Here is a 26170-nt window from a genome sequence, read left to right on the forward strand (position 1 = left end):
GCTGGAGGCAGCCATCTTTGGCAAGGTGCAGTTGAGGGTGCCGTACCGTCCTTGCGGGTGGTGTGTCGGCTGGCGCGCACTGACAACTCAGGCACGCATGCCTAGCGGCGCCTGCTCGACCCCTACCATTTCTGGTCGCGTGCCCTCAGGCCGTGCGCGGCGATCACGTCCCTGCCCTGCATTTCGCACTCCGCGTACCCGTAGCCATCGGCCTGGGAAAACTTCACCTGGTGCCAGGTCTTTCCAGGCATGTCGGACATGCCGTACCTACCCTGGGCCGCAATGACGCGCGCACCCGCCGGGATCGTTCCCCGTTCATACAGGACCTTCTCGCACACCAGGCGAAGGCATTCCACTTCGTACTTGGCATCCGAAGGCGGGCAGTTGCGGACCTCCGAGATCTTGCCATCGGCCATCACGGCGGCAGGGGCATCCGGGGGGGCACATCCCGACAGGGTCAGTCCCGCCGACAGAGACAGAGCCAGCACCGGGCCGCCTATCAGGCGCATGCGCAGGCCCGCAGCGCGCAGGGCCCGAGGAACGAGCAGGGCCATGCCCATCATTCGTGTCACTGATCTTTCTCCTTGCGATGCCGGCATTGGCGAGCGGGATGCACTCCAGTGCCTGGGCGGATTCTGCCGGAGGCGGCTAGCAGGCGCCCAAGAGGAAGCGAGCACAAGCGGCTGCCTGCCCGCCTGCCCTACAGCGGCACCTCGTACTCGTCCTTGCGGCCCGGGTGGCCGGGGTAGCTGAAGGAGCTGCGGATCCTGAGCACGGTGCGGCCGTCCACGGTGTCCACCGACACGGTGCAGCCGAAGTGGTGCTCGAACAGAGTGAGCACTGCACCGCTTTGCACGGCAAGGGTCGGCTCGGGAGGAAAGTCCGGATCGCTGGGCCGTTGAGAGAAGCGGGTGACCCCGCGGCGATCGATCCGTCCCGCGTTGCCCAGTGAGTCGCGATAGCGCCACTCCTTCTCTTGGAACCGCAGCACGGCCCCGCCGGGCACCGCACGCGCTTGCACGATGGAGCACGCCTGGAGCCCTGGCGGCACGACAGGGGGCTCGGGCGCGGCGTGGGCACTGCCGCACACGGCAAGCACAGGCAACAGGCGCAGGCCCGCTGCCCAGTTGCCCAGGCGCTGCACGGCGCTGGCCAGGCGCGATGGCCGCACTGGCACATCTGTCGTGCCCAGGCGGCGTGGAGGGTGGCGGGTGTTGCTGGCGGGGATGGTCATGCAGAGGGGCTTCAGGTTGGGGAGGGCCGACGCGGCTGCCGCTGCGCCTGCGAGCGGGCCCTGGCGTAGCGCAATGTAGCAACGCGCGCAGGCGGGTGCCAGCGCAGAATGGCCAGGCGGCAAGCCCGCCTCCCTCGGCGCGGCTATGCCGGTTGCAGCGTCGCCTGCTCCGGTCTTCGCGCCGTCATCGCCGTCCCCATCGACGCCGACATGATCAGCGCAATCGCCAGCCACTGGTTGAACGTGAGCACCTCGCCCAGCAGCAGCAGGGCCAGCAGGGCGGCAACAGCGGGCTCCATGCTGATCATGATGCCGAAGGCCTCCTTGGGCAGGCGCTTGAGGGCCATCATCTCCAACGAGATGGGGATGGCGCTGGAGACCGCCGCCACGCCCAGACCGACCAGCAGCACGTACGGCGACAGCAGCGCGGTGCCGGCATGCACCACGCCCACGGGCACCACCACCACGGCCGCGGCCAACAGGCCCAGCGAGACGGAGTGCCCGGCATGCAGATGCCCCACGCGCTTGCCGAACACGATGTACAGCGCCCAGAAGGTGGCAGCCGCCAGCGCGTAGGCCACCCCCGTGGGGTCCAGCGTGCTGCCGTTCATTCCGCCCAGGGGCAGCAGCATGCCCAGGCCCACCACGGCCAGGGCCACCCAGACAAAATCGATAGCCCGGCGCGAGGACAGCACGGCCATGAGCAGCGGGCCCGAGAACTCGATGGCCACGGCCAGCCCGAAGGGCAGCGTGCGCAGCGACATGTAGAACGTGAGGTTGGTGGCGCCCAGCATGGCGCCGTAGAGCACGGTGGCGCGCAGGTCCTTGCGCGACAGGTGCCAGCGCCAGGGCCGCCACAGCAGCAGCAAGAGCAGCGCCGAGAAGCCCACGCGCACGGCCGTGGTGCCCTGCGCGCCCACCAGCGGAAACAGATAGTGCTTGGCCCACGAGGTGCCGATGCCCAGGGCCGTGACGGCGCCGAGCACGGCCAGGAAGGGAACGAAGCGCTGGTAGCGGTGCAACAGGGAGGAGAACATGGCTGAAAATATAGTGCGGGTGTGGCGTGCTTTTGGCTCGAAATTCGTCCGCGCCACGCAATTTTCGCTCGCCCGCATACCAAAACCCCCCGCCTGCCCTTACCGAGGATCAGACCGCCATGCCCGCAGCCCCTGCCCTCGACGCCTTCGACCTGGCCATCCTCGACATCCTGCAGCGCGACAACACCACGCCCCAACGCGCCATCGCTCAGGCTGTGCACCTGTCGGCGCCGGCGGTGCAGCGGCGCATCCAGCGGCTGGAGCAGACCGGCGTGATCCGCGCCAACGTGGCCGTGATCGAACCCGAGAAGGTGGGCCTGCCCCTGACCATCATGGTCGAGGTGCACCTGGAGAACGAGCGCCCCGACCGCACCGCCCCGCTGCGCGCGCGCATCGCCACCGAGGCTGCCGTGCAGCAGTGCTACTGCGTGACCGGCGAGGCCGATTACCTGCTGGTGGTGACGGTGGCGTCGATGGCCGACTACGAAGCCCTCACGCGCCGCCTGTTCGAGGGCGATGACAACGTGCGGCGGTTTCGCACGTCGGTCTCGCTGGGGTGCTTGAAGGCGGGCTTGCAGGTGCCTTTGGGGGGTGGTGGGCAGGCGTAGGCGGCGCGCTTGGCGCTCAGCGCAGCAGCGGGTCGCCACAGCGTGCCGGCCGGTGGCCTACCAGAGCTCGGCAGCGGGCGTGCCCTGGTGGTAGAGGAGCTGCCACAGGCCATCCTGCTGCACCCAGACCGAGGAACGCAGGGTGTGGTTCTCGAGCGTGGCGTCTGGTCGGCGAAGCGCCGAGCGGTAGGTCAGCAAGACGATTTGCGGCCCCGGCTGTTGCAGCGCGAAGTGGTCCGAGATGACCGGGGGCGATGCCATCTGCTCGCCCAGAAAGCGCATGACGGTTGCCCGGTCGTACGGCCGGCCCGAGCGGCCCACTTCATGAAAATCGAGGTGCAGCAGTTGATCGAGGCGCTGGGCATCGCAGCGCACGCCGGGGTGGTGCAGTTCCACCTCGAGCGCCTGGATGGTGCCAAGGAGTGCGTTCGTCATCGGCGAGGACCTCCCCAGGCAGCCGGCATCAGAGGCGCCAGACAGACCACCACACCTTGCGGGGGCCCGCTTTGCGCTCCGGCATGTATGGTGCCTGGGGCTTTGGCTTTTGCTGCAATGCGTCGCACAGACCTTGCTCCTTCGCGGCGATGGGTTTCTTCAAATTTACGGGCCATTGCCAGCATACCGAATACGGCCCACCTCCGACGCACAGGCCGCGCTGACAACGAGGTACAGCTGGCGACAGAGCGGGACCCATGGCCCTCAACACAAACCCCGCCCCCCCCCAAACGGGTGTTGGATGCACTGGGTCCATCGACCACAATCCACCGTCGACAGGACGCCGACCCCGCCCGGCTGCAGATAGCGGATGGCCGCGCGCATCGACTACCTGATAGGGGTTCCAGACGACGACAATGATGATGATGAATGGACAGAGGACAGCAAACCAAGGCCTGCGCGTAGAACTGGTCGTTTTGGCCAATGTATTGCTGACATCGATCTTCGCCACCGTGGTGCACGCCCACCCGGCCATCGGGGTCGCGTTCTGTGATTTCTACTACCCGATCGCCCTTTACAGGGACACCCCCAATGTGCACGTGAGCTTCCGGATGGCGGTGTATGTTTTTTCGGTGCTGACCACCCTCGTGTTCGTCGCCGCGATCCTGTGGCGCGGGGTTGGGTTCGCCAAGGCGCGAGGACGTTCTTCGTTGACGAAAGACCGCTTGAGGGCCGCACTGTTCCTGCTGGTGGTGGGGCCCGTCCTATGGCTTGGATACCCCTTCTATGCGCTGAGCCAGGACGTCCTTGCCGCCAACGAGGTCACGTACGTTATCATTACCGCACTGGCCTTTTCGGCCACCCATCTTTTGGTGGGCGTGGTCCGGAGGTAGTGGCAGATCAAGGGCACAGCCACACTGCACGCAGTGGGGTTCGAGCAGGCGGTGACGGACGGTATCGGCAACCTACCTGGATCATCCAGCCTGGCCAGGGGCATGGGGCACAACCGACAGCACGGGCTGCAGGTCCGAGTAGGAGCGGTCATAGCCGGACTCTTCGGGAAACCGCCCCGCCCGATCGGGCCAGACCACCTGGGCAATGGGGAACTCCTGCCCGTGGAACCTCAGCCCAAAGCCGAAGTAGCGGTCCAGGTGCACGCCATGCAGGGGTTTGACGTGCAGCCCGAACTTTCCGCCCACGTCGTGAAGCTGGCTGAACACCTTGAACTCGGCTCCCGCCTCAATTTTCGCGGCGATGGCGTTCAGAATGTCCGCAGTGAGGTCTGTGGGCAAACCGAACAAAATGAGTTCAGGGTGCTTGAAGCGCGACCACAGCCCCACGGTATAGGCGAAAGGCGGGTCTTCGTCCCCAACGGCGATAACGGAGCAGCCAAAGGCGGCGATGTCCTTGCGAACCCTTTTGATGAACTTTTCCATGGTGCTATCCCGGGGCCCGTGCTGGCCGGCCGCGACAGTCTAGCCGCTCGGTGAGCGCTATCGGCCCTCACCCTGGCTGCCTCGCTGCGCACTCCCTGCTTCATGCAATGGCGGCACCTGGTGAAGCCTGAAGAGGTTCCACGGGCGGACCTCTCGCAGGTCGGCCTTCTCCGCGAACATCGAGGCGAGCACCCTTCTTCGCGGCAAGGCCAGTGAAGCCTCGCTGCAGGGATTCTTCAGATTCATCAGCGCTGCCTGGGGCTCGGGCGTTGACGTGACGCCGCAATGGCTCCGTGCCTGCAAGTCCAACTACCGGAGCGCAGAGCGGGCGCACAAGGAATTGGAGGCATGGGTGGACACCAAGTCCGCCAAGGCGAACGATGGGATTCCTGGCCCGCACAAGTTCAATTGGGCGCAGTTCGCCGGCCATCTACCCCGCGCGGCGCGGCAAGGCGCGCAGGGCATCGCAGGCCTCGCGCGCCCAGTCCTTGTCCCAGTGCGAAAGCACCTGCTCGTACTGCGCGTAGAAATTTTCAAGCGCGCTGTCGCCCTGCTGCCAGGCCAGGGCCAGGGGCAGCCGGCTGGGCAGCAGTTCGCCGGGCCCTTCGTCGGGGTGGGTGGCGGCGTGCAGGATGCTTTCGACCGTGGTGCAGGCCTGCAGCGTGGGCAGGATCTCGTTGTCCAGGTATTCGAACAGCCCCGGGATCAGCCGGTCCACGTACTCGGCACTGCGCAGGGAGCCGCCCATGCTCGTCCACTCCGGACCGCGCCCATGGTCGAGCATGAAGGCGGCGATGCCGCGGTACTCGCGGCCGCGCACCTGCATGCGCCGGGCGCCGCCGCAGGTCTCGAACACGGCCGGGGGCAGGTCGGGCACGATGGCCGCGATCACCTCGAAAGACAGGCCTTCCTTGAAGTCCAGGAAGCTGATGGCGATGGTCTGCTTGCCAATCGGCTCCACGCGCTCGGCCAGCAGCGGGATTTCAGAGTGAACGGGCTCGCCGCGGTGAAAACTGAACCCCAGGGCCTCGAAGCGCGGCCGCCACGCCGCCTCGCACCGCGCCATCACGGCGTCGCGGTCTGCGGCGCCGATGCGGGGCGGCGCAAGGCCCCGGTCGCCCCGGTCAAAGCGCGTGAGGCCGTCGAAGGTGAGCACATAGCCGAAGGGCAGGTACAGCCGCGCCGCCTGGTCGTCGTAGACGCTGAAGCCGAGTTCGGTGGCGCTTTGCACCACCACCTCCTGGTAGTTCTCGGGACCGTGGAAATCCAGGCCGTAGCTGCGCTCGCAGTGCCCGGGGTCGATGGGGTACTCGATCCACTCACTGGGCGTGCCCTGCGCCACCATGCGCGCCTCGATCTGCTCGCGCAGTTGCTGCCACTTCGCGTACGGCGGCGAAGCCCGGTCGCTGAGGTACTGGTGCACGCGCTCCGCTGCCGTGAGGCTGGCGGGCTGGGGGTGCTCCCAGATATGGACCACGTAGCTCATCGAAAGTCTCCATGCAGTAGCGATGGGTCGGCATTGTCTGCGCAGGGCCGGGGGCTGCGCGCACGCGCCTGACCAACGGCCCCGTTCAGCCCACCAGCGGCGGCCGCGCCACGGCGCGCATGCGCACGGGACTGAAAAAGCCTAGGCGTCCAGCAGTTCGAGCGTGCGCGCATCCTTCTCGCCGGCGAAGTACTTGGCCAGGACGGCATCGAACACCGGGTCCGCCCCGGCCTGCGCCACCGCGCTGAACAGGGTCATGCTGGAGCGCAGCTTGAGGTCGTCGGGGCTGCCCAGAACCTCGGTGGCCGCGCTGGTGCTGAGCCCCAGCAGCAGTTGGCAGCACTCGCGCAGCCGGCTGCCCAGCACGGGGTGCGCGAGGTAGGACGTGGCCTCCGCGCGCGACTGGATGGCGTAGCGAGCGGCCATCTCGCTGTGCCCCAGGCCCTTGTACTGGGGGAACACGAACCACATCCAGTGCGAGCGCTTCTTGCCGGCCGTGAGTTCGGCGAGCACGCGTCGCTCGTACACAGGCTCCTGGGCCGCGAGGAATCGGTCGAGGACAGGGGGCAGTGGCATTCAGGTCTTCATCCCAGGTGATGGCCGCCAGGCCGGGGCACGCTGGCGCCCGCACCCACCCCGACTCCACGGCAACGGGACAGTCGACCGACGCGCGGCTGGTGCGGAAGATGGTGACGTCGGCTGTCGCTGCAGGCAACGGTGCGCACAGCGAGGGCGGATACCAGCGACATGGGCAGGCAAAAAAGGTGGTGAGGGGCCTTTCCACTGTGCCACAGCCCACCGGGTATGCGCATGCCTCACCCAAATGGGTGCCTGTCCTGCCGAGCGAAGCCTGGCACAGATGGACGGCATCAGGCCCTAACTGGGCGGCAGGTGCAACGTGAGCGGCAGGGGCACCCATGCCATCGTGGAGTACGACGGCAGCCCGCCCCCTACCGACCCGCTACCTGCCCTGCGCCAGGAACACCGCCACCAGCGCATTGGCATGCCCGTGGCCCATGCCGTGGTCGGTCTTGAGCAAGGCGACGTACTCCATGTGCTTGCGCGCGCCTGCCGCGCGCAGCACCTCCATCCAGTGGCTGATGGGCTGGCCGTACTTGGCCTCGATGGACGGGAAGTACGAGGCGGGGCCCTTGACGGCGGGGGCGGCGTTCTTGCTGGCGCTGGACTCTGGCATGGATGGGCTCCTTGGTGGATGGCATTTTGGGGGCAGGTGGGGCGCCCCTGCGGCTGCCTGCCCTTTCTACGACGAGCGAAAGGGCCGGACTTCGACATGCTGCCGGCAAATATTTTCTGAGCGGGCGGGATGTCCGTGGCTGCTCGCCGCCATCGCATTGGGCCAGGACCAGGCGACTGCAGGTGGCGCGGGTGCACAAGCCGTGAGGTGGTGCATGCACGCGTTCGGGCGGCCACCCCCCGCTGCCGCGCCGCACACATCTCGATACCTTGAAGGTGGCGCCCCGGGGCAGACCCGGTGACACCCATCACAAGCCTGCACGGCCATTCAGCGACACACTGAAAGCATACCAACCAGGTGCCATGCGCTATTCGACATGTCCACCACTTCGAGAGGAGCCTTCCATGCCCGTTGTTGCTGCTTGCCGCATGCCCCGCGCTGCCCGCCGTTTACCCATCCCCGCCGCCCCCACGACCTGGCGCCTTGCGCCGCTGGGGTTGGCGGCGGCCCTGGCCCTGGCTGGCTGCGGCGGCAGTGACGGACCCGACACCACCATGCCGCCAGTGCCCGGCGAGAACTATCGGACCCTGGGCGTCTCGGTGACCGGGCTGGCCACGGGCCAGAGCCTGGTGCTGCAAAACAATGGGTCGGACGACTTCATCGTCAGCACCAACGGTTTCGTGCAGACGGCGGCGAGCTGGCCGCTGGGCAGCACCTACGCGGTCACGGTCAAGACCCAGCCCACGGGCCAGCGCTGCACGGCGGCGCGCAACACGGGCACGCTGGCCACGGCCAACGCCTCGGTGCTGGTCGATTGTGTGGTGCTGCCGGGCGAGCGCAACACGCTGGGCGGCACCATCAGCGGTGTGCCCGCAGGCCAGGCGGTGGTGCTGCGCAACGGCAGCGAGGACTTGGCCGTCCAGGCCGATGGCAGCTTCACCTTTGCCACACCGCTGGCAGCCGGCGCGGCCTATGCCATCACGGTGAAGACCCGGCCCGATGGGCTGGGCTGTGTGGTGCGCAATGGCGCGGGCACGGTCACCGGAGCCGTGGTGGACACCGTGGCCGTGCGCTGCGTGCCCGAGGGCGCCCTGGCCGACGGGGGATGGGAGCGCGACCAATGCGGCGTGACGCCGGACGGGACCGCCCTCACGGACATGTGGCGCGTCTCCCACGCCACCCCGACATCGCTGTCGATAGGCGCTGGCGGGGTCAGCTACCGCAATGCACAGTGCAGCGGCCCGGGCACCCCCATGACGGGCCCCCTGGCCGGCGCCTTCTCGATCACCGACCTGCGCAGCGCAGCCAGCGCCAGCCGCGAGCTGGTGGGCTACTGGGGAACCTACAGCTCCAGGGCCGTCAGCATGCCGCGCCCGGTGGTGCTGGTGCGCAAGGCCAACCACCTGTGCCTGCTGGAGGACAGTGCGGCCGCATCGTCCTACCCCGATGTGACCAGCCTGGGGCTGGCCGTCACCGCGGCGATTGCGGGGGGCAAGTGCTACACCCCCCGATGAGCCTCCCGACGCTCAGGGCACGGTGTAGTTCGAGCAGTCGGGCACCGGCGCATCGGGCACATAGGTGCCGGCCTGCGGGGTGAAGCGGTACAGCCGCTGGTAGCTGCATTGGGGGTCGGTCACGGTCACTAGGTCGCGTTGGCGAAGGGGCCGCGCGGCCAGCGAGTCCCTGGACCGCGACACACGCCCCGGAAACGAGGTGGCCTTGCTGCGGTAGCGCAGCACCGGCATGCCCGCGGCGGATGCGCCCGCCAGGGCCACGGTGGCCTCGAAGGTGTATTCGTCGTGGCAGGCGCCGGCGCGCTGCTTCATGTGGCGCTCGCTGAAGCACGCCCGGATCGTCGCGCTGCCGTTTTGGGGCACGCTCAGCACCTCCACCGGTGGCTGGCCCGGCACAAAGGCGATGAGGTGCAGCGTGGTGGCACTGGCCCCGCCGCCGGAATACATGGTGCTCTCGCGCGTTTGCACCCCGACCAGGACACCGCCCTCGAAGCGGATGAGCCTGGGCCACAGCTCCATCGACGCACCGTCGCCAGCGGATGCAAGTCCCGCCATCCGATAGGCCGCGGGGGCCGCATCACGCGGGCCGCCAGGCAGTTGCAGGAGCCCCACGTCGATGGTGCAGGCCTGGCCTTCGCAGCCGGGTTGGGAGGGAACGATGTCGACACACAGCTGGTCGGGCGCACACGCGCGCGCCACGCCGTTGTCGGACTGGCTGACGACAACCAGCGTGTCCATGCGCGGTGGCGCGGCGAGGGCGGGCAGCGATGGCGCCAGCAGCGTGGCGGCAAGGAGCAGGGATGGGCGCATGGTCAAAAGTTGGGTGGGCTGGCACCATGGATTTCAGCACAACGTTGAACTGGCGTGGAACGTGACAGGCAAGCACGTGCTACTCGCCGCACCGAGGTAGGCGCTGGCGCAACAGCCACTTCAAGTACGCGACAACCAACCTGGATGGATGATCTTGCTGGTCGGCACCGTGTTTTTTGGAGGTGATCCAGCCGGCATACTGGGGCCTGCTTTGAGTCCATCGCACTCTTCTTCCTGAACCCTTTTCACACCATTTCTCGATGCGCAGATTCGCCTTTGGATACCTATTTCTCGCTGTCGTGGCGCTTTGCCTCAGCGCCTACTGCTTTGTGCAGGTGCCCCTCTACAAGAGCAGCACGGAAGTGACGCTGGAGGCCATTGAACACCACTACATCGACCGAGGAAGGTTCACCGCCCAGGAATTGGCCGACCTCGATTGGTTTTTGCACAAGATTAAAAGCAATTCCCGCGCCGACAAGCTCGTGCGCGAGCGCCTGCGGCAGGCGGGCATGAATGGCTTCTGGGCCTTCACCCTGTTCTGCGGGCTGATGGGTTTCAGCATGCTGGATGCGCTGCGCAAGCAGGCTGCGCGCCTGTCCACGGCAGGTGGTGGCTCCACGCCATAGCGTCGCCCTACTCGATGCGCATCACCCCCAGCCCGACCGCCCTCTTCATCTCCACCCCCGTCAACCGCAGCCGCGGCCCGCTGAGCAACTCACACATCCGCGCACTGAGCGGTGCCTGCGTGCCATGCTGCGCCGCCAGCCGCACTACGGCGCCGCAGATCGCATCGATCTCGGTCACGCGGCCGGCCTCCAGGTCGTCCCACATGGAAGAGCGGGCGCTCGCATCGATCTGCAGCATGCGCTTGGCAAGGCGGGTGAACAGCCAGTTGGGCAGGCGCATCACCCGGGGCAGCATGCGCGGTGAGACGGCCGTCACCTGCGCGGGGGTGATGCCGGCGCGCGCCATCACGCCCAGGGCCTCGGTCTGCAGGGCGGCGAAGACGTATCGGCAGTCGCGGTCGAGCAGTTCCTCGCGCAAGGGCAGGTTGGACAGGGCATTGACCGGGTTGTTGAGGTTGAGCAGCAGCTTGCCCCATTGCACGGCGCGGATGTCATCGGGCAGCACGGTGGCCAGGCCCGCGGCGTTGAAGACTGCGGCCACGGGCTCGGTGGCGCCATCGCGCTGCAGCTGGATGGCGCCGGCCGTGGCGCGGTGCACCTGGGCGCCGCGCAGCACCACGTTGTAGGGCACCATGCCGGCCAGGGCTTGCAAGGCGTGGGCCTGCGCTGCGATGCGGGCCACGTTGTCCACGCCGTTCTGCAGCGAGATGACGGGTGTGCCGGGCGCGCACGCCGCAGCCAGCTCGCGCGCGGCGCTTTCGGTGGCGCCGCTTTTCACGCAGAGCAGTACCACGGAGTCGGGGCCCGGCGCGGCCTCGGCCAACGTGCCGGCCACACGCAACTGCGCGGCGGGCACATGGGCGCGGTAGCCGTCGAGGTCGGTGACGGTGAGACCTTCACGCGCAAGGGGCTCCATGGCGTGCGGGCGGCCGACCAGGCAAACGCTTTGGCCCTGCGCCGCAAGGCGCCCTCCGACGTAGCAGCCAATGGCACCTGCGCCCAACACGATGAAGTTCATACGATGCAGCCCCCTTGATGTTGAGGCGCATTGTGCGGCCATGCAGCCGCCGCGTGTGCTGCCTATGCGACCGGAGTCGTGACAGCGACAGGAAACCGCACCACCACCCGCAACCCGCCCAGCCGGGGCGATGCATCGAGCGCCACGGTGGCGCCATGCGCCTGGGCGATGGCCTGCACGATGGCCAGGCCCAGGCCGCTGCCCGGGGCGCTGTCGGCGGTTTCGCGCACGAAGCGCTGCATCACGCGCTCGCGGTGCTCGGGGGCGATGCCGGGGCCGCTGTCTTCCACCACCAGCTCCACCGCCCCATCGGCAGCGCGCTGGATCTGCAGGTCCACCTGGCCGCCTTCGGACGTGTACTTGACGGCGTTGTCGAGCAGGTTGCGCACCAGCATGCGCAGGGCCTCGGGGCGCCCAGGGATGTGGGCTGCATCGGAGTCGAGCAGGCCCATGTCCATGCTGCGCGCCTGGGCGCCGGGGGCAGCGTCGGCCAGGGCGAGCTGGGCCACGGCGCGCAGGTCCACTGTTTCGGTCGGGCTGGCGGCAGCGGCCTCTTGCCGGGCCAGGGTAAGCAGTTGCTCCACCAGGCGCGTGGCGCGGTCGATGCCGGCGGACAGGCGCTCCACGGCCACGGCGCGGGCCGCATCGTCGCTGCCGGCGCGCTGCAGGCCCTGCAACTGCAGCCGCAGCGCGGCCAGGGGCGAGCGCAGTTCGTGCGCAGCGTCGGCCACGAAGTGCTGCTGCGCGGCGAAGGCGCCCTGCACGCGCTCGAACAGCAGGTTGAGCTCGGTCACCAAAGGCTGCACCTCGTCGGGCAGCTCGGCGTCGCTCACGGGCGAGAGGTCGTCGGCCTGGCGGCGCGCGAGCTGGCGGCGCACGCGCTCCACCGGCGCCAGGGACCGGCTCACACCCCACCACACGGCCAGCACCAGCAGCGGCGCCATCACCGCCAGCGGGGCCAGCGTGCGCAGCGCCAGGGCGCGCGCCATGCCGCTGCGCACGGCCATGTTCTGCGCCACCTGGATGACCTGCGCGCGCGTCTGCAGCGAGAACACGCGGTAGGTGCCGCCGCGCGCCTGCACGTTGGCAAAGCCCAGCACCGCGATCTGCGGCAGCGCAGCGCCCACGGCGGATTCAAAAATGCGCAGGCCCTCGTTGGTCCACACCTGCACGATGAATTCGTGGTTCTCGTCCTCGCCCGACAGGCCCTGGCCCAGCTCGCGCGCATCAGGCGGCAGGCCCGCGCGCAGGGCCAGCGCGGTCTGCTGCATGTGGTAGTCGAACAGCGAGTCGGCCTCGTCCAGCGCACTGCGGTAGGCCAGCACGCCCTGCACGGCGCCCGCGAGCAAAATGGCCGCGAGCAGGAAGATGAGCAACTGCGCGCGCAGCGAGCGCGGCAGCAGCGATTGCAGCGCGGTGCGCCAGGACCTGGGCTGCGTTGCCGTCGTCATGCCTTGGGCACCAGGTAACCGACGCCGCGCACGTTCAAAAGAATGTCGGGGCCGAGCTTCTTGCGCAGGCCGTGGATGTACACCTCCACCGCGTTGCTGCTGACCTCGTCGCCCCAGCCGTAGAGCTTGTCTTCGAGCTGCTGGCGTGACAGCACCAGGCCCGGGCGTGCGAGCAGCGGCTCCAGAACGGCCCATTCGCGGCCCGAGAGGACGACAGGCACGCCGTTGACGCTGGCCTCGCGGGTGCTGGGGTTGATGCTCACGCCCTTGTGCTCGTACACCGGCTCGGCCCGGCCGGCAGCGCGGCGCAGCAGCGCGCGGATGCGGGCCAGCAGCTCATCGAGGTCATAGGGCTTGAGCACGTAGTCATCGGCCCCGGCGTCGAGCCCCTCGATGCGCTGGGCCACGGCGTCGCGCGCGGTGGCCACCAGCACGGGGGTGCGGTCCTTGCGCGTGCGCAGGTCGCGCAGCACGGCGATGCCGTCGCGCTTGGGCAGGCCCAGGTCCAGCATCACCAGGTCATAGGCGTTGGCGCGCAGGGCCGTGTCGGCGGCATCGCCATCGCGCACCCAGTCCACGGCATAGCCCTCGGCGCGCAGCAGGTCCTGCACGGCTTCGCCGATCATGGGGTCGTCTTCTACGAGGAGCAGGCGCATGGTGCGGCAAGCATAGCGAAAGAAAGATGGATGGAAAAAGGGGCTGCCGAAGCAGCCCCTTTCATGCGGGAACGATCAGCCCAGGCGCACAGGGACAAAGATCTTGTCGCCGTTGCGCTCGATCAAGAGCGCCACCGACTTGCCCGCCTTGGCCATGGCCGCACGCACCTGCTCGATGTCCTTGGCCGGCGCGCCGTTGATGGCCAGCAGCACGTCGCCGGGCTGCACGCCGGCGGCGGCGGCCGGGCCGCGCGCCTGCTCGACCACCAGGCCGGCGGCCACGCCCACCTCGCGGCGCTCATCGGCGTCCAGCGGGCGCAGCGACAGGCCCAACTGGCCCTTGCCCACGGCCTCGTCGGCCTTGGCCACGGCCTTGCCCTTGTCGCTGGCATCGCCCAGGGTGGCGGTCAGCTCCACGGGCTTGCCATGGCGCCACACCGACAGGCGCGCCTTCTGCCCGGGCTGGGCCTGGCCCACCCAGGCCGGCAGGTCGCCCGAGGCCACGATGGGCTGGCCGTCCACCTGGCGGATCACGTCGCCCGCCTGCAGGCCGGCCTTGTCGGCCGGGCTGTCCTTGGTGACGCTGGCCACCAGCGCGCCCTCGGGCTTGTCGAGCTGGAAGGACTCGGCAAACGCCTGGTTCACCTCCTGCACGGCCACACCGAGCTGCGCATGGCGCACCTTGCCGGTGGCCACGATCTGCGACTTGATCTTGTCGGCCAGCTCGATCGGGATGGCGAACGACACGCCCTGGTAACCACCCGAGCGGCTGTAGATCTGCGAGTTGATGCCCACCACCTCGCCACGCCCGTTGAACAGCGGGCCACCGGAGTTGCCGGGGTTCACCGCCACGTCGGTCTGGATGAAGGGCACCAGGCTGTCGTCGGGCAGCGAGCGGCCCTTGGCGCTGACCACGCCGGCGGTCACGCTGTTCTCGAAGCCGAAGGGCGAGCCGATGGCCAGCACCCATTCGCCGACCTGCAGGTCACGCGTGCTGCCCAGGCGCACCGTGGGCAGGTTCTTGGCGTCGATCTTGAGCACGGCCACATCGGTCTTGGGGTCGGCGCCCAGCACCTTGGCGCGGAACTCGCGCCGGTCCGTGAGCTTGACCATCACCTCGCTCGCACCCTTGACCACGTGGGCATTGGTCAGCACCAGGCCATCGGGGCTGACGATGAAGCCCGAGCCCTGGCCGTGCGTGGGCACGTTGGGCTGCGCACCGCGGCCACCGGCCCCGGGCACGCCGAAGCGGCGGAAGAATTCGTAGAACGGGTCATCGGGGTCGATGCCGGGGGCCTGGCGCTGCTTTTGCTGCTGGTGCGCGGCGGGCTGCTCGTCGTCGCCATCGTCCCCACCGTTCAGGGACGTGCGGGTGGTCCCCGTCACGCTGATGTTGACCACGGCCGGGCCGTTCTGCGCGGTGATCTGCGCAAAGCTGGGCAGCGCCGCGCCCGAAGGCAAGGCGGCCTGTTGCGCCACCACGGGTGCCGGCACCGGAGCCGAGGCCCGCGCCTGGTGCCCGCTGATGAGCCCGACGCTCGCGGCGCCCAGGGCCCCTGCGGCCACCAGCGCGGCGATCAGGCGGCGGGGGGTGGATGCGACAAAGCTGGAGGTGTTCATGGTGGTCTGCCTTTCCTAGCAAGAGATTTGCTGTGATGGAAGGCAGTTTCCCGGCGGACACTTAGGCGAAACTTAGGCGGTTGACCCCAACCGGCCCATCGGCGCTGGCCAGCTGCTGGACCTGTGCACGCTGGCACGGTGGGTGCGCGAGGCGCGCAGGCAACCAAGCCAAGGCCTGCTGCGGACAGGTCATTTCTCAAGCTCAGTAGGTCGGCTTTTGGGGGTGATCCAGAGCCATGAACGACCAGCCAGACTTTCGCAATCGGCCAGGATGGGAGTCACCACAGCGACGGGGTCAGACGGCACCTTCTTGCTCAAGAGTCAGCTTGATGGACTGGAGGCCCGCCTGCACCATTGCCTCGATGCTTGGAGCTATTGAATCGGGCAGCACGTCCACGGACCAAATAAACCGGCAAGACCCCGGACCTTCCGGCACCACTTGGGCAGAGGCATTATGGTGTGCAATGCGCTCACTGATCGCCGACCAGGAGACGCGCCGGTTCGACTCGCTGATGGCGACGATTCGCTCGGTTGTTCTGACCCCATTGGCGAACGTCAGGAGGCGGGCACTGCCGTCGAACTCGCACTCGACCACAAAGCCTCGCACCAGGCGAGTGTGCAGGTTGCCTACGTCACGAAGTGCATCCCAGGCCTTGTCAGCTCCGACATTGAGCAAAATGGTGTGAGAGAAGTACGCCACGACTGCCTCCGCATTGATTGGACAGGCGAAGTGTCCGCGAAAGCTGGCCGTTTGACACGCCGAATTCGGACATCTTCATCCACTCCCTTGCTGTCCAAGAGAGCGGACATACGCAGTGCAGGCACGGCGCGCACCGCCGCTACACCCCACGCGCCATGCGCTCGATTGCATCGAGTGCCGTGATGGCCGGATAGGCCTGAAGCGCCGGAAAGCGGCTGCGGTGGTAGCAGTGCCAGTAGCTCGTGGCACGCCGCCGGGTGGTGGCCATGAACTGTGGGTTCTCCTGCGCAAATCCGGCAAGCCGCTCCGAGCCGCGCTCATGGATGGCTGCGGCAATCACCTCCACGATCTCGATCACGTACTCGCCCAGGAGCTGGACGACAAACGGGGCCACCCAGGGCCGCTCCACGGCAACGATCTTCCGCAGGCACTCCTCACGGATATACCCGTTCCAGTGCCGGGTGCCCAGGCTGAGCGCCAGCAACCGGGGGTCACCGCTGGATTGCGCGATCGCCGCGTGCAGATCGCCCGGCTTGCAGTAAATGCGGCCAGGAGCACTCAGCAGCTCCCCCTGCACGGAGACGGTGAACCCGGGATGAATTGCCGACGCAAACCCTGCGGCGGGATGTGCGTCGAGCAGCGTCAAGGCAGCCTGCTGCAGCGCGGCGGGAAAGAGGGGTGGGTAGGTGGTGGTCATGGGCGCAGCCAGATGGAGGCTCCGTCGGTCGCAGACGGCAGCGCCTGGCTGCGGGGCGGATGGCTCCGCGCAGGGGCCTATGCTACCGCAGGCGCTGTGGCCGAGCGCCAGGCCCGGATCACTACATGAACCGGTACACGATGGCCCCGTGCTCCAGCTCGCCCGGCGCCAGCCAGCGCTTGGGAAACGCCGGGTGATTGGGTGCGTCGGGGTACTCCATGGGCTCCAGGCAGATGCCGTCGCCGGGCTGCCACAGCCAGCCGTCCGTGCCCTCGGCATTGCCGCCCCGCCCCCGGTCGCGCGCCGGGTCGGCCTTGAGGCCGTGGCCCGCGTACACCTGCACGCCGGGCGCGGTGCTCCACACCTGCATGCTGCGGCCGCTCACGGGCTCGCGCAGGCGCGCGGCCAGGCGCAGGCCCGGGGTGCCAGCCGGCAGGGCAAAGGGTGCGCGGGCCGAGACGCCGCTGTCGAGCACCAGGTAATGGTCCAGCCCGCCGGCCAGGGCCAACTGGTCGCTGGAGGGGTTGGCCGGCTGGGCAATGGCCTCGCCCACCGTGCGCAGCTCGCGAAAATTGAAGACCGTGCCCTGCACCTCCTCGACCTGGCCCAGCGGGCACAGGTCCAGCGCCAGCGGCACATAGTGGCTGGCCGGCATCTGCAACTGGTGGCGGTGCGTGCTGCCATGGCCCGCCAGGTTGAAGAAGGCATGGCCCGTGATGTTGGCGATGGTGGGCGCATCGGCCGCCTCGGCCGTCCAGGCCATCTGCAGCGCGTTGTCGGGCGTGACGGCAATGCGCACCGTTAGCCGCACCGTGCCGGGCACGCCATCGTCCTCGGTGCGGAACACATGGCTCAGCACCAGGGCATCGGCCTGCACCTCGTCCACCGCAAACACCTGAAAGCGGCTGCCCCGCGGCCCGCCATGGTGGTGGTGCGGGCCGCTGTTGATGGGCAATTCCAGCGGCACATCGCGGCCAGGCACCGTGAGCTGCCCACTGCGCACCCGCCCGGCCCAGCGGCCGATGAGCGCGCCCATGGAGAGCTGTCCGTCCAGGTAGCCCTGCAGGCTGTCGTAGCCCAGCGCCACATCCACCAGGCCGCCCTGCCCGTCAGGCACCGCAATCTGCACCAGCCGCGCGCCGTAGTTGCTGATAGCCACCTGCAGCCCGCCCTCGCCCCGCAGGGTGTAGAGGTCGGTGCGCTGGCCGTGCAGGGTCTGCTGGAATGCTTCGCGGTGGAGGGTGTGGGGCATGCGCCGAGTTTATGCGCGGCGCCGGTTTGGCGCAGGCAGATCCCGGTGGCACCTTTCAGCCCCTGCACGCCTGGATGAAGCTGTTCAGTTCCGCATCCCGATCATGCTCATGCGCGCCCACGTAGCGCGGCTCGGGGTACACCGCCAGGTTCACCACCACCAGTTGCTCTGCGCGGTGGATATAAATGCGCTGGCCGGAGTGGCCCATGGCCAGCATGGCGCCGTCGTCGGTAAGCCACCAGCCGTAGCCATAACCCGTGATGCCGAGCGAGCGGCGCGCGGGGTGAAAGTCTTCGGGGATGTCGAAGGCGCGCTTCGCCATGGCGTCTACCCAGCCGGGTGGCAGGACGGGCTGGCCGTCCACCACGCCATCCGCAGCCACCAGGGCGGCCAGGCGGCCCATGTCGCGCAGCGACATGCCGGCGCGGCTGCCGGCGATCTCCTGGCCGCCGTCGGATTCGAGGGTGTAGTAGGCGTCGTCTTCCATGCCGCAGGGCTGCCAAACCTTGGCGGCCATGTAGTCGGCCAGGGGCTGGCCGGTGGCGGCGCACAGCACGCAGCCGAGCAAATAGGTGTCGCCGGTGTTGTAGTGCCAGTGGCTGCCTGGGCGGTGCTCGGAGGGCAGTGCTTGCAACATGGCGAGCACGCCGCCGGGCACCTTGTCGGCCAGCGACTTGCTGTAGCGGTTCACGTCGGATTGCTTGTCGGTGTAGACCTCGGACCAGGCCACGCCGGACGACATGGTCATGAGCTGCCGCACGGTGGCGCCGGCGTAGCCGCTGCCCTGCAGTTGCGGCAGGTAGCGCACCACGGGGTCGTCCACGCTGGCGATGGCGCCGTCGCGCACGGCGGCGCCCACCAGCAGTGCGGTCATGGACTTCACGGTGGACATGGTGCTCCAGCGCTCGCCGGGTTGCAGGCCCAGGCCGTAGCGCTCCAGCACCACTTGGCCATCGCGCACCACGAGCAGGCCGGCCACGGCGTTGCGGTCCATGAAGTCTTCGACCGTGCGCGGCTCGCCGCCACGGGTGTAGTGCGGCAACTGCAGTTCGGGCCCGCGCACCACGGGCCGGTGCGCGCTGCCACGGCGGATGGTGCGCGTTGCAAAGAGCTGGTCGACGATGCGGTAGCCGTAGGCCTGCAAGGGGGGTGACCACAGCAGGAAGTCTTCGCTGCGCGGCAGGTGCACGCGGGGCTCGGCGGTGCGGGCGGGTGCGATGGGCAGTGAGTCAGGGGGTGGGTTGGAGGTCATGGTGTCGCGCTGCATGGATGGTGCTTGTTGGCCGTTCGCCCATTCGCTCATTCGTTCTGGATGCCCAGGCGGGCGATGATGGGGCCCCACACGGCGGCCTCGTCCTGCATGGTTTTGGCCACGGCCTGCGGGCCCAGAGCGGTGGGCGGGTCCATGAACAGGGTGTCCATGCGGGCCTTGGCGACGGGGTCGGCCCAGAACTTCTTCGTCTCGGTATTGAGCCGGTCCACCACCTCCTTGGGCGTGCCCTTGGGCACCATCACGCCATACCAGCCGCCGGCGGGAAAGTCCTTGAGCCCGGCTTCGTAGACGGTGGGCACATTGGGCAGCGCGGGCGAGCGCTGGCTGCCGAACACCAGCAGCGGCACCACCTTGCCGCTCTTGGCCTGGGGCACCACGCTGGTGATGGCGTCGGCCGTGAGCTGGGTCTCGCCGCCGATCAGCCCCACCATGGCGGGCGCAGCGCCCTTGTAGGGCACGTGGGTCATCTGCAAGCCGAAGTGCTGCAGCAGGAACTCGACGTTCAGGTGCGTGGAGTTGCCCTTGCCGGCCGAGCCGTAGTTGAGCGTGTCGGGTTTGGCGCGGGCCAGCTTGACCAGGTCGTCCAGCGACTTGATGCCCGAGGCCGGGCTGGCCACCAGCACCTGCGAGGTGCCTGCGAGCATGAGCACGGGGTCGAAGTCCTTCACCGGGTCGTAGGCCAGCGTCTTGTACGAAAAACGGTTGAGCGACATGTTCGACGTGCTGCCGAACAGCAGCGTGTAGCCGTTGGCCGGCTGCTTGGCCACGTAGCTGGCCGCAATGCCGCCGTTGGCGCCGGGCTTGTTGTCCACCACCACGGGCTGCCCGAGCGAGCGGCCCATGTGGTCAGCCCAGGCGCGCGCCAGGCCATCGGCAGCACCGCCGGCGGCCACCGGCACTACTACGGTGATGGCGCGCGTGGGGTAGGCCTGCTGCGCCTGCAGGGGCGCGGCCGCCAGGGCCGCAAGGCCGGCCAACGCCAGAGCCAGCCCAGAAAAGAAGCGAGGATGTGTCGATGAAGCCATGGTGCGTGCTGCCTTCGCAATGAGTGGATGCCAGGCCATGCTAGGCACCGGAAGCTAGTACGTCCAATGCATAATTATTTGAAAACGCATTACCGCTACTCATGCCAATGCCCACCGGAGCCCCGCCATGAACCTGCAGCAGTTCGAGCATTTGCTCGCCGTGGCCGAGACCGGATCCTTCAGCCGCGCGGCCGAGCAGCTGTACCTGACGCAGCCTGCGCTCAGCCGCAGCATCCTGGCCATGGAAGACGAGCTGGGCGCCCCGCTCATCGAGCGGGCGGGCAAGCGCAAGGCGCTCACGCCGCTGGGGGTGCTGGTGGCGGCGCGGGCGCGGCGCATCGGGCTGGAGGTGTCGGAGCTCAAGCGCAGCGCCAGCCTGCTGGCGGGGCTGGAGATCGGCAGCGCCAAGCTCGGCCTGGGCCCCGCGCCCACGGCGATGCTGGCCGTGCCGCTGCTGCAGCACATGCTGGCGCAGCACCCGCGCATCCACGTCCAGCTCTCCAGCGGGCCGGCCGAGCTGCAGCTGCAGAGCCTGCGCGCGCGCACGCTGGATGCGCTGGTAATCCACCGACGCACCCTGCCCCCGGCCGACGACCTGGACGTGGAGCTGTTCCCCGACATGCGCCTGGGCTTTGTCTGCCGCAGCGGCCACCCCTTGCACGGCGCGGCCCAGGTGGCGTTTGCCCAGTTGCGCCAGTACCCGCTGGCCGGCACGGGCCTGAGCGACGAGGCCGTGCACAGCCTGAACGCCCACTTCGGGCGCACCGCGCACTTCAGCGAAGCCTTGCAGATCCAGTCGGACGAGGTGGCCTGCCTGCTCGACGTGGTGCGCACCACCGACGCCGTGTTCCTGGGCACCATCGAAGCCGCCCGCGCGCTCATCGACCAGGGCGAACTGGCCGAGCTGCGGCTGACCCGCCCGCTGCGGCTGACCTCGCAGTTCGCCTTTGTCACGCTGGAGGGCATATCGCAGGCGCCAGCGCTGAAAGTGGTGCGGGACTTCTGTGCGCAGCGGATGGGGGGCGGGTGGGGCGCTTAGTGCGCCTCTTGCCGCAGCGTTGTTCACGGCGTGGCCGCCGTAAGATGCGCTGCGAAACCGGGCGCAACGCGTACAGCGCCGCCATCATCAACCTGCAGGTACAGACAAATGAACACCATGCGCCGCCTTATTGCAGCAGGCATTGCAGCCACCGTGGGCTGGAAAGGGGCTTGGGGCCAGAAGCCCGAAGAGCGTCCGCCCAGCGGCAAGGCCACGGCCCCGACGCCTGAACCACCATCGTCAGTACAGCCCCGCCACGTGCTGTGCTTCCTCGGAAAAAGCAGCAACCTGGCGCCATTGAAGGCCGCAGTGGCGGGCGCGGTGCGTGATTTCGCGACCGGGTTCAGTGCGGACGAGGACTACTCCCTCTCCGAGCCCGACGCGCGCATGCAGCGGTCTTTCGAGGTGAACCGCGACCGGGTGGTACCCAATGCGTGGACAGCGGCGGACGAAAAGGCGGTCGCCAGCCACCGCTCCGTCCTCTACGTGCTGGGACCGCCCATGGACCGCAAGGACACGGTCAAGGTCTCGATGGCCGCACTGCAGCTGGTGGGCCGCGTGCTCGATGCCGGGGCGGTGGCCGCCAAGGGCGAAAGCGCAGGCGTCGCGCACGGGATCGACCGGTGGCGGGAACTGGTGCGCCAGGGTGCCCAGGCCCAGCAGTCGGGCGACCTGCTGGCGCAGCAACGGGTGGGCCGCCTGGCCTTCGCCCGGCGCCCGATATCGGACAAGGGCTACCTGCAAAGCGTGGGCTTTCACCTGGTCGGCTTGCCGGAGGTGTATGCGCCGCAATCGCTTGGATCGGAGCTGCAGGTGGTGGCGCTGATGGATGCCGTAGCGGATGAGATGGCACAGCACGGGCTGGCGCAGGTGCTCCAGCAGCGCCGCGCTGCCCACACGCTCGCCTCCACGTATGAGGAGGACGATTTCAAGTTCAACCCCTATGGGATAGTCCGCCTGCCCCGATAGCGCCACCGGGGGCGGCGAGGCGCAGCACTGCGCATGGAAGCGCTCGCGGACCCAAGGCCCCGCCCTTGGCCGCCCTCACTTCCCTGCCCCACCCTGCCCCGCATCGCGCGTCACCAGCCAGATGCCTGCGCACACCAGCACCAGCGCGACCAGGTTCTTCCACTCCAGCAGGGCCTCGCCCAGGAAGATGGCCGACAGGCCGGCGCCGAACACCGGCACGGTGAAGTTGAACACCGTGACCTGGCTCACGCGGTTGTGCTTGAGCAGCAGGCTCCACAGCGAGAAGGCGGCCGAGGACAGCAGCGCCAGGTACACCAGCAAGGCGGTGGATGCGGGGGTGAAGCCGGTGAGCGAGCCGCCCGCGCCCCAGCCCATGGCCAGCAGGGCCACGCCGCCGATGGCCAGCTGCCAGCCGGTCATGACGACCGAGTCCATGCGCTGCGAGAGCTGCTTGCCGTAGATGCTGGCGGCGGCCAGCACCAGGGCGGCCAGCACCACGAAACCTTCGCCCAACAGGGTGAAGTCCAGGTCGAGCGAGCCACGGCCCAGGTTGACCACCATCACGCCGGCAAAGCCCACCACGCAGCCCCAGAGCTTGGCAGGGCTCAGGCGGTCATTGTGGTACACCCAGTGCGCCAGCAGCACGCTGAAGAAGGTGCCGGTGGCGTTCATGATGGAGGCCTTGACCCCCGTGGTGTGCGCCACGCCCACGTAGAAGAACACGTACTGCAGCGCGGTCTGCGCCAGGCCCAGCACCACCAACTGGCGCGCCGCGCCGGTGCCCAGGGCCACGATTTTGCGGCCGCTGGTCAGGGCCCAGGCCAGCAGCACCAGGCCGGCGCCGACGAAGCGCCAGCCGGCAAAGACGAGCTGGGTGGGCACGTCGCCCTTGGCGATGCCGAACCAGGCGTAGCCAGTCTTGATGGCGGGGTAGGAGCTGCCCCAGAGCAGGCAGCACAGCAGTGCCACGGCGACGAGGACCTTGCGGTCGGCGAAACGGGAAACAGCCCCCATGCGGAAATCTTTCAGTCAAAAGTAAAACGAGGCGCCCGAGGGCGCCTCATGAATGCTATCGCTCAGTGCAGAAAAAAAGACGCAGGGGGCCGGCCTCGCCGCCAGGCCCCCTGCGCTTCACCCACCACCCTTGAGGACCAGGTCCGGCAGCCACATGGAGAACTGCGGCACGTAGGTCACGAGCATCAGCGCCACGATGAGCGCGCTGTAGAACGGCCAGATGGTCTTCATCACCTCACCCACGGAGATGCCGCCGATGGTGCAGCCGATGAACTGCGTGGTGCCCACGGGCGGCGTGTTCAGGCCCAGCGCGCAGTTGATCAGGATCACGATGCCGAACTGCTCGGTGCTCATGCCGAACTGCTGGCAGATGGGCAGGAAGATCGGCGTGCAGATCAGGATGGTGGCCGCCATGTCGAGGAAGGTGCCCAGGATGAACAGGATGATGTTCACGCACAGGAAGATGACCCAGGGCGAGGTGCTCATGGACTTGAGCGCATCGCCCGTGAGCTCGGCCACGCCGTACAGGCCGATGAGGTAGCCGAACATGGACGAGATGCCGATCAGCAGCAGCACGGTGCCCGTGGTCTTGACGGCCTTGGACGCGGCCTTGAGGAACTGCTCGCGCGTGAGCTTCTTGTAGACGAAGACCGAGAGCACCAGCGCCCACAGCACCGCCACCGACGCCGACTCGGTGGCCGTGAAGGCCCCCGAAAGGATGCCCGCGATGATGATGACCACCACGGCCAGGCCGGGGACGGAGGCGCGGAACGAGATCCACACGATCTCCCAGCCGGGGAAGGTGCCGGCGGGGTAACCGCGCTTGACGGCCACGAGGTAGGCGGCTGCCAGGTTGCAGACCGTGAGCAGCAGCGCGGGCACGATGCCGGCGAGGATCAGTGCAGCGATGCTCACCTTGCCGCCGGCGGCCAGCGTGAAGATGATGAGGTTGTGCGAGGTGGGCATGAGCGCGCCCACCAGCGAGGCGTGCGTGGTCACGTTCACCGCGTAGTCCGTGTGGTAGCCCTCTTTCTTCATCTGCGGGATGAGCACGGCGCCCATGGCCGATACGTCGGCCACGGGCGAGCCCGAGACGCCGCCGAACAGCGTGCAGGCGAGCACGTTGCTCATGCCCAGGCCGCCGCGCACGTGGCCCGCCACGCTCTTGGCGAAGTTGACGATGCGGTCGGCGATACCGCCGTACATCATGATCTCACCGGCAAAGATGAAGAACGGGATGGCCAGGAACGAGAACGGGTTCATGCCCGAAATCATCTGCTGGAAGCCCACGGCCAGCGGCAGGCCTTCGTAGAGGATGGTGGCCAGCGACGACAGGCCGATCGAAAAGGCCACGGGCACGCCCAGCAGCAGCAGGAGCGTGAAGGTCACGCAGAGGATGGTCAACGCCATGGTGGTGGAATCTCGGTGGAAATCGGGGAGAAGACGGAATGGGCGCGCAGGAAGATCGACAAGGGGCGGTGGATTCGCTCAATGCCAGGCGGGCTCGACCTCGACGCCGCGCAGGATGGCGATGATGTGCTCCAGCGAGAACATGGCCACCAGCACGCCGGCCATGGCGGGCGGCACGTACTTGAAGGCTTCGGAGATACCGAGCGTGGGGATCTTGTAGGGCGCGACCGACTCGGCCAGCACGCCGCAGTTCCAGGCCATGACGACGCCGAACAGCAGCACCAGCGCGTGGATCAGCAATTCGAGCTTGGTGCGCAGCCAGTCGGGCGCCAGCACCAGAAAGGATTCGAGGCCGATGTGGCCCGCATCGCGCACCCCCACGGCCATGCCGAGCATGGTCACGTAGAGCACGAGCAGCACGGCGCCGCTCTCGGCCCAGGTGGGCGTGTCGTTGAACACATAGCGGCCGATGACCTGGTAGAGCACGGCGCAGACCAGGAGGACCAGACCTCCCACGCCGAGCTGCAGGCAGGTGCGCGCGATGAAAGCGCAGAGTCGCGTGTACATAGTGGACATTCAATAACAACAACTGGAAAGGGGCAGGCGGCGGGCGCTTGCGTCCCGGTACCGCCTGCCCTCAGGGCTCTGCTTTTTCTTACTGCACGGCGTCGATGCGCTTGACCATGTCCTGCAGCTTGGGGTCCTTGAGGAACTTGTCGTACACCGGCTTCATGGCGGTCTTGAAGGCGACCTTGTCGATCTCCACGATCTGCGCGCCGCCGGCCTTCACGGTGGCCAGGGATTTCTCTTCGCGCTCGTCCCAGATCTTGCGCATGAAGCCCACCGACTCCTTGGCCGCGGCGCGGATGGCCTTCTGGTCATCGGCGCTCAAGGTGTCCCAGACGCGCTTGGAAAACAGCAGGATCTCGGGCGCCATCGAGTGCTCGGTCTTGTTGAAGTACTTGGCGACTTCGAAGTGGCGCGAGCTCTCGTAGCTGGGGTAGTTGTTCTCGGCAGCATCCACCAGGCCGGTCTTGAGCGCGGTGTAGACCTCGCCGAAGGGCATGGGGGTGGCATTGGCGCCCATGGCCTCGAGCAGCGAGACCCACAGGTCGCTCTGCTGCACGCGCACCTTCAGGCCCTTGACGTCGGCCAGGGTCTTGACGGGCTTCTTGACGGTGTAGATCGAGCGTGCGCCGCTGTCGTAGAAAGCCAGGCCCACGAAGCCCTGCGATTCGCAGTCCTTCAGGATCTCGTCGCCGATGGCGCCGTCGAGCACCTTGCGCATGTGTTCCTTGTCGCGGAACAGGAAGGGCATGGTGGGCACCATGGTGGCGGGGCAGATGTTGTTCATGGGCGCGACGTTCACGCGCGTCATGGCGATGGCGCCCAGCTTGGTCTGCTCGATGGTGTCCTTCTCGATGCCCAGGGACCCCTTGGCGTAGACCTTGATGCTGTGCTTGCCGCCCGTGGCCTTGGACAGCGTCTCGCCCATGTGGCGCACGGCCAGCACGGTGGGGTAGTCCTCGGGGTGGATGTCCGACGAGCGGAATTCGGTGGCCTGCGCGGCCAGGCTGCCCAGCAGCATGCCGGCGGCCAGCGCCACGCGGCCAAAGAGGTGGGGAACGTTCATGGTGGTTGTCTCCTGGGTTGAAAGGGGGTATG

The 26170-nt window shown here is 68.1% G+C and carries 28 protein-coding genes; 6 read left to right on the forward strand and 22 right to left on the reverse strand.

Annotation, left to right across the window (positions count from 1 at the left end):
• Positions 1–122: 122 nt before the first annotated feature.
• The 3 genes from AC07PF_RS08605 to AC07PF_RS08615 all read right to left on the reverse strand — a co-directional run bounded on the left by AC07PF_RS08605 (position 123) and on the right by AC07PF_RS08615 (position 2271).
• A complete protein-coding gene (locus tag AC07PF_RS08605; RefSeq protein ID WP_494611556.1) occupies positions 123–572 on the reverse strand; it encodes a hypothetical protein in 450 nt (149 codons plus the stop codon).
• Positions 573–700: 128 nt separating this feature from the next.
• Positions 701–1234, reverse strand: coding sequence for a hypothetical protein (locus AC07PF_RS08610; protein WP_494611557.1), 534 nt, complete (start codon positions 1232–1234; stop codon positions 701–703).
• 143 nt (positions 1235–1377) lie between these two features.
• Positions 1378–2271 carry an EamA family transporter gene (locus tag AC07PF_RS08615; RefSeq protein WP_494611558.1) on the reverse strand — a complete coding sequence of 298 codons (894 nt, stop codon included), beginning with the start codon at positions 2269–2271 and terminating at the stop codon, positions 1378–1380.
• A 119-nt stretch (positions 2272–2390) separates the two neighbouring features.
• On the opposite strand from AC07PF_RS08615, the gene AC07PF_RS08620 reads away from it, so the two are divergent.
• A complete protein-coding gene (locus AC07PF_RS08620; RefSeq protein WP_494611559.1) occupies positions 2391–2879 on the forward strand; it encodes an Lrp/AsnC family transcriptional regulator in 489 nt (162 codons plus the stop codon).
• A 57-nt stretch (positions 2880–2936) separates the two neighbouring features.
• On the opposite strand, the gene AC07PF_RS08625 is transcribed toward AC07PF_RS08620, so the two are convergent.
• Complete coding sequence (locus tag AC07PF_RS08625) at positions 2937–3314, reverse strand: nuclear transport factor 2 family protein (protein WP_494611560.1); 378 nt, start codon at positions 3312–3314, stop codon at positions 2937–2939.
• A gap of 416 nt (positions 3315–3730) precedes the next feature.
• Here AC07PF_RS08625 and AC07PF_RS08630 point away from each other — a divergent pair, with 416 nt between their 5' ends.
• Positions 3731–4207, forward strand: a complete 477-nt coding sequence (locus AC07PF_RS08630) for a hypothetical protein (protein ID WP_494611561.1) — start codon at positions 3731–3733, stop codon at positions 4205–4207.
• 81 nt (positions 4208–4288) lie between these two features.
• On the opposite strand, the gene AC07PF_RS08635 is transcribed toward AC07PF_RS08630, so the two are convergent.
• From AC07PF_RS08635 to AC07PF_RS08650, 4 genes are all read right to left on the reverse strand, one after another.
• Positions 4289–4750, reverse strand: coding sequence for a DUF4262 domain-containing protein (locus tag AC07PF_RS08635; protein ID WP_494611562.1), 462 nt, complete (start codon positions 4748–4750; stop codon positions 4289–4291).
• A 430-nt stretch (positions 4751–5180) separates the two neighbouring features.
• Positions 5181–6236 carry a hypothetical protein gene (locus AC07PF_RS08640; protein ID WP_494611563.1) on the reverse strand — a complete coding sequence of 352 codons (1056 nt, stop codon included), beginning with the start codon at positions 6234–6236 and terminating at the stop codon, positions 5181–5183.
• 141 nt (positions 6237–6377) lie between these two features.
• The gene (locus tag AC07PF_RS08645) at positions 6378–6812 is read right to left on the reverse strand and encodes a DUF1810 domain-containing protein (protein WP_007853028.1); all 435 of its coding nucleotides are present in this window, start codon (positions 6810–6812) and stop codon (positions 6378–6380) included.
• Positions 6813–7197: 385 nt separating this feature from the next.
• Positions 7198–7431, reverse strand: coding sequence for a DUF4287 domain-containing protein (locus AC07PF_RS08650; RefSeq protein ID WP_007853031.1), 234 nt, complete (start codon positions 7429–7431; stop codon positions 7198–7200).
• A 404-nt stretch (positions 7432–7835) separates the two neighbouring features.
• Here AC07PF_RS08650 and AC07PF_RS08655 point away from each other — a divergent pair, with 404 nt between their 5' ends.
• A complete protein-coding gene (locus AC07PF_RS08655) occupies positions 7836–8945 on the forward strand; it encodes a hypothetical protein (RefSeq protein ID WP_007853032.1) in 1110 nt (369 codons plus the stop codon).
• A gap of 12 nt (positions 8946–8957) precedes the next feature.
• Here AC07PF_RS08655 and AC07PF_RS08660 read toward each other — a convergent pair whose 3' ends face one another.
• Positions 8958–9755 carry a hypothetical protein gene (locus AC07PF_RS08660; protein WP_494611564.1) on the reverse strand — a complete coding sequence of 266 codons (798 nt, stop codon included), beginning with the start codon at positions 9753–9755 and terminating at the stop codon, positions 8958–8960.
• 260 nt (positions 9756–10015) lie between these two features.
• Here AC07PF_RS08660 and AC07PF_RS08665 point away from each other — a divergent pair, with 260 nt between their 5' ends.
• On the forward strand, positions 10016–10381 hold the full coding sequence (locus tag AC07PF_RS08665) for a hypothetical protein (RefSeq protein ID WP_494611565.1): 366 nt from the start codon (positions 10016–10018) through the stop codon (positions 10379–10381).
• Between the two features lie 7 nt (positions 10382–10388).
• Here AC07PF_RS08665 and AC07PF_RS08670 read toward each other — a convergent pair whose 3' ends face one another.
• The 9 genes from AC07PF_RS08670 to AC07PF_RS08710 form a co-directional block, all read right to left on the reverse strand.
• Positions 10389–11399, reverse strand: a complete 1011-nt coding sequence (locus AC07PF_RS08670; RefSeq protein WP_494611566.1) for a 2-dehydropantoate 2-reductase — start codon at positions 11397–11399, stop codon at positions 10389–10391.
• A 62-nt stretch (positions 11400–11461) separates the two neighbouring features.
• Entirely contained in the window at positions 11462–12850 is a 1389-nt protein-coding gene (locus AC07PF_RS08675; RefSeq protein ID WP_494611567.1) for an ATP-binding protein, read from the reverse strand.
• Complete coding sequence (locus AC07PF_RS08680) at positions 12847–13506, reverse strand: response regulator transcription factor (protein ID WP_494611568.1); 660 nt, start codon at positions 13504–13506, stop codon at positions 12847–12849. Before AC07PF_RS08680 ends, AC07PF_RS08675 begins: the two co-directional genes overlap by 4 nt.
• Positions 13507–13581: 75 nt before the next feature.
• Complete coding sequence (locus AC07PF_RS08685) at positions 13582–15126, reverse strand: DegQ family serine endoprotease (protein WP_494611569.1); 1545 nt, start codon at positions 15124–15126, stop codon at positions 13582–13584.
• Positions 15127–15421: 295 nt separating this feature from the next.
• Positions 15422–15826 carry an SRPBCC family protein gene (locus tag AC07PF_RS08690; RefSeq protein WP_494611570.1) on the reverse strand — a complete coding sequence of 135 codons (405 nt, stop codon included), beginning with the start codon at positions 15824–15826 and terminating at the stop codon, positions 15422–15424.
• A 139-nt stretch (positions 15827–15965) separates the two neighbouring features.
• Positions 15966–16523 (reverse strand): hypothetical protein, encoded by a 558-nt coding sequence (locus AC07PF_RS08695; protein ID WP_494605724.1) that lies wholly within the window; start codon positions 16521–16523, stop codon positions 15966–15968.
• Between the two features lie 121 nt (positions 16524–16644).
• On the reverse strand, positions 16645–17775 hold the full coding sequence (locus tag AC07PF_RS08700) for an aldose epimerase family protein (protein WP_494611571.1): 1131 nt from the start codon (positions 17773–17775) through the stop codon (positions 16645–16647).
• Between the two features lie 55 nt (positions 17776–17830).
• Positions 17831–19042, reverse strand: a complete 1212-nt coding sequence (locus AC07PF_RS08705) for a serine hydrolase domain-containing protein (protein WP_494611572.1) — start codon at positions 19040–19042, stop codon at positions 17831–17833.
• Positions 19043–19074: 32 nt separating this feature from the next.
• Positions 19075–20073, reverse strand: coding sequence for a Bug family tripartite tricarboxylate transporter substrate binding protein (locus AC07PF_RS08710; protein ID WP_494611573.1), 999 nt, complete (start codon positions 20071–20073; stop codon positions 19075–19077).
• Positions 20074–20200: 127 nt separating this feature from the next.
• On the opposite strand from AC07PF_RS08710, the gene AC07PF_RS08715 reads away from it, so the two are divergent.
• Complete coding sequence (locus tag AC07PF_RS08715; protein WP_494611574.1) at positions 20201–21112, forward strand: LysR family transcriptional regulator; 912 nt, start codon at positions 20201–20203, stop codon at positions 21110–21112.
• A gap of 117 nt (positions 21113–21229) precedes the next feature.
• A complete protein-coding gene (locus AC07PF_RS08720) occupies positions 21230–22081 on the forward strand; it encodes a hypothetical protein (protein WP_494611575.1) in 852 nt (283 codons plus the stop codon).
• A gap of 75 nt (positions 22082–22156) precedes the next feature.
• Here AC07PF_RS08720 and AC07PF_RS08725 read toward each other — a convergent pair whose 3' ends face one another.
• The 4 genes from AC07PF_RS08725 to AC07PF_RS08740 form a co-directional block, all read right to left on the reverse strand.
• Complete coding sequence (locus AC07PF_RS08725) at positions 22157–23095, reverse strand: DMT family transporter (protein WP_494611576.1); 939 nt, start codon at positions 23093–23095, stop codon at positions 22157–22159.
• Between the two features lie 117 nt (positions 23096–23212).
• Positions 23213–24505 carry a TRAP transporter large permease gene (locus AC07PF_RS08730; RefSeq protein ID WP_494611577.1) on the reverse strand — a complete coding sequence of 431 codons (1293 nt, stop codon included), beginning with the start codon at positions 24503–24505 and terminating at the stop codon, positions 23213–23215.
• A gap of 78 nt (positions 24506–24583) precedes the next feature.
• The gene (locus AC07PF_RS08735) at positions 24584–25072 is read right to left on the reverse strand and encodes a TRAP transporter small permease (protein WP_007853074.1); all 489 of its coding nucleotides are present in this window, start codon (positions 25070–25072) and stop codon (positions 24584–24586) included.
• Positions 25073–25160: 88 nt separating this feature from the next.
• Entirely contained in the window at positions 25161–26138 is a 978-nt protein-coding gene (locus tag AC07PF_RS08740) for a TRAP transporter substrate-binding protein (protein ID WP_007853076.1), read from the reverse strand.
• Between the last annotated feature and the right edge of the window lie 32 nt (positions 26139–26170).

Source organism: Acidovorax sp. GW821-FHT10A04, from assembly GCF_059415825.1.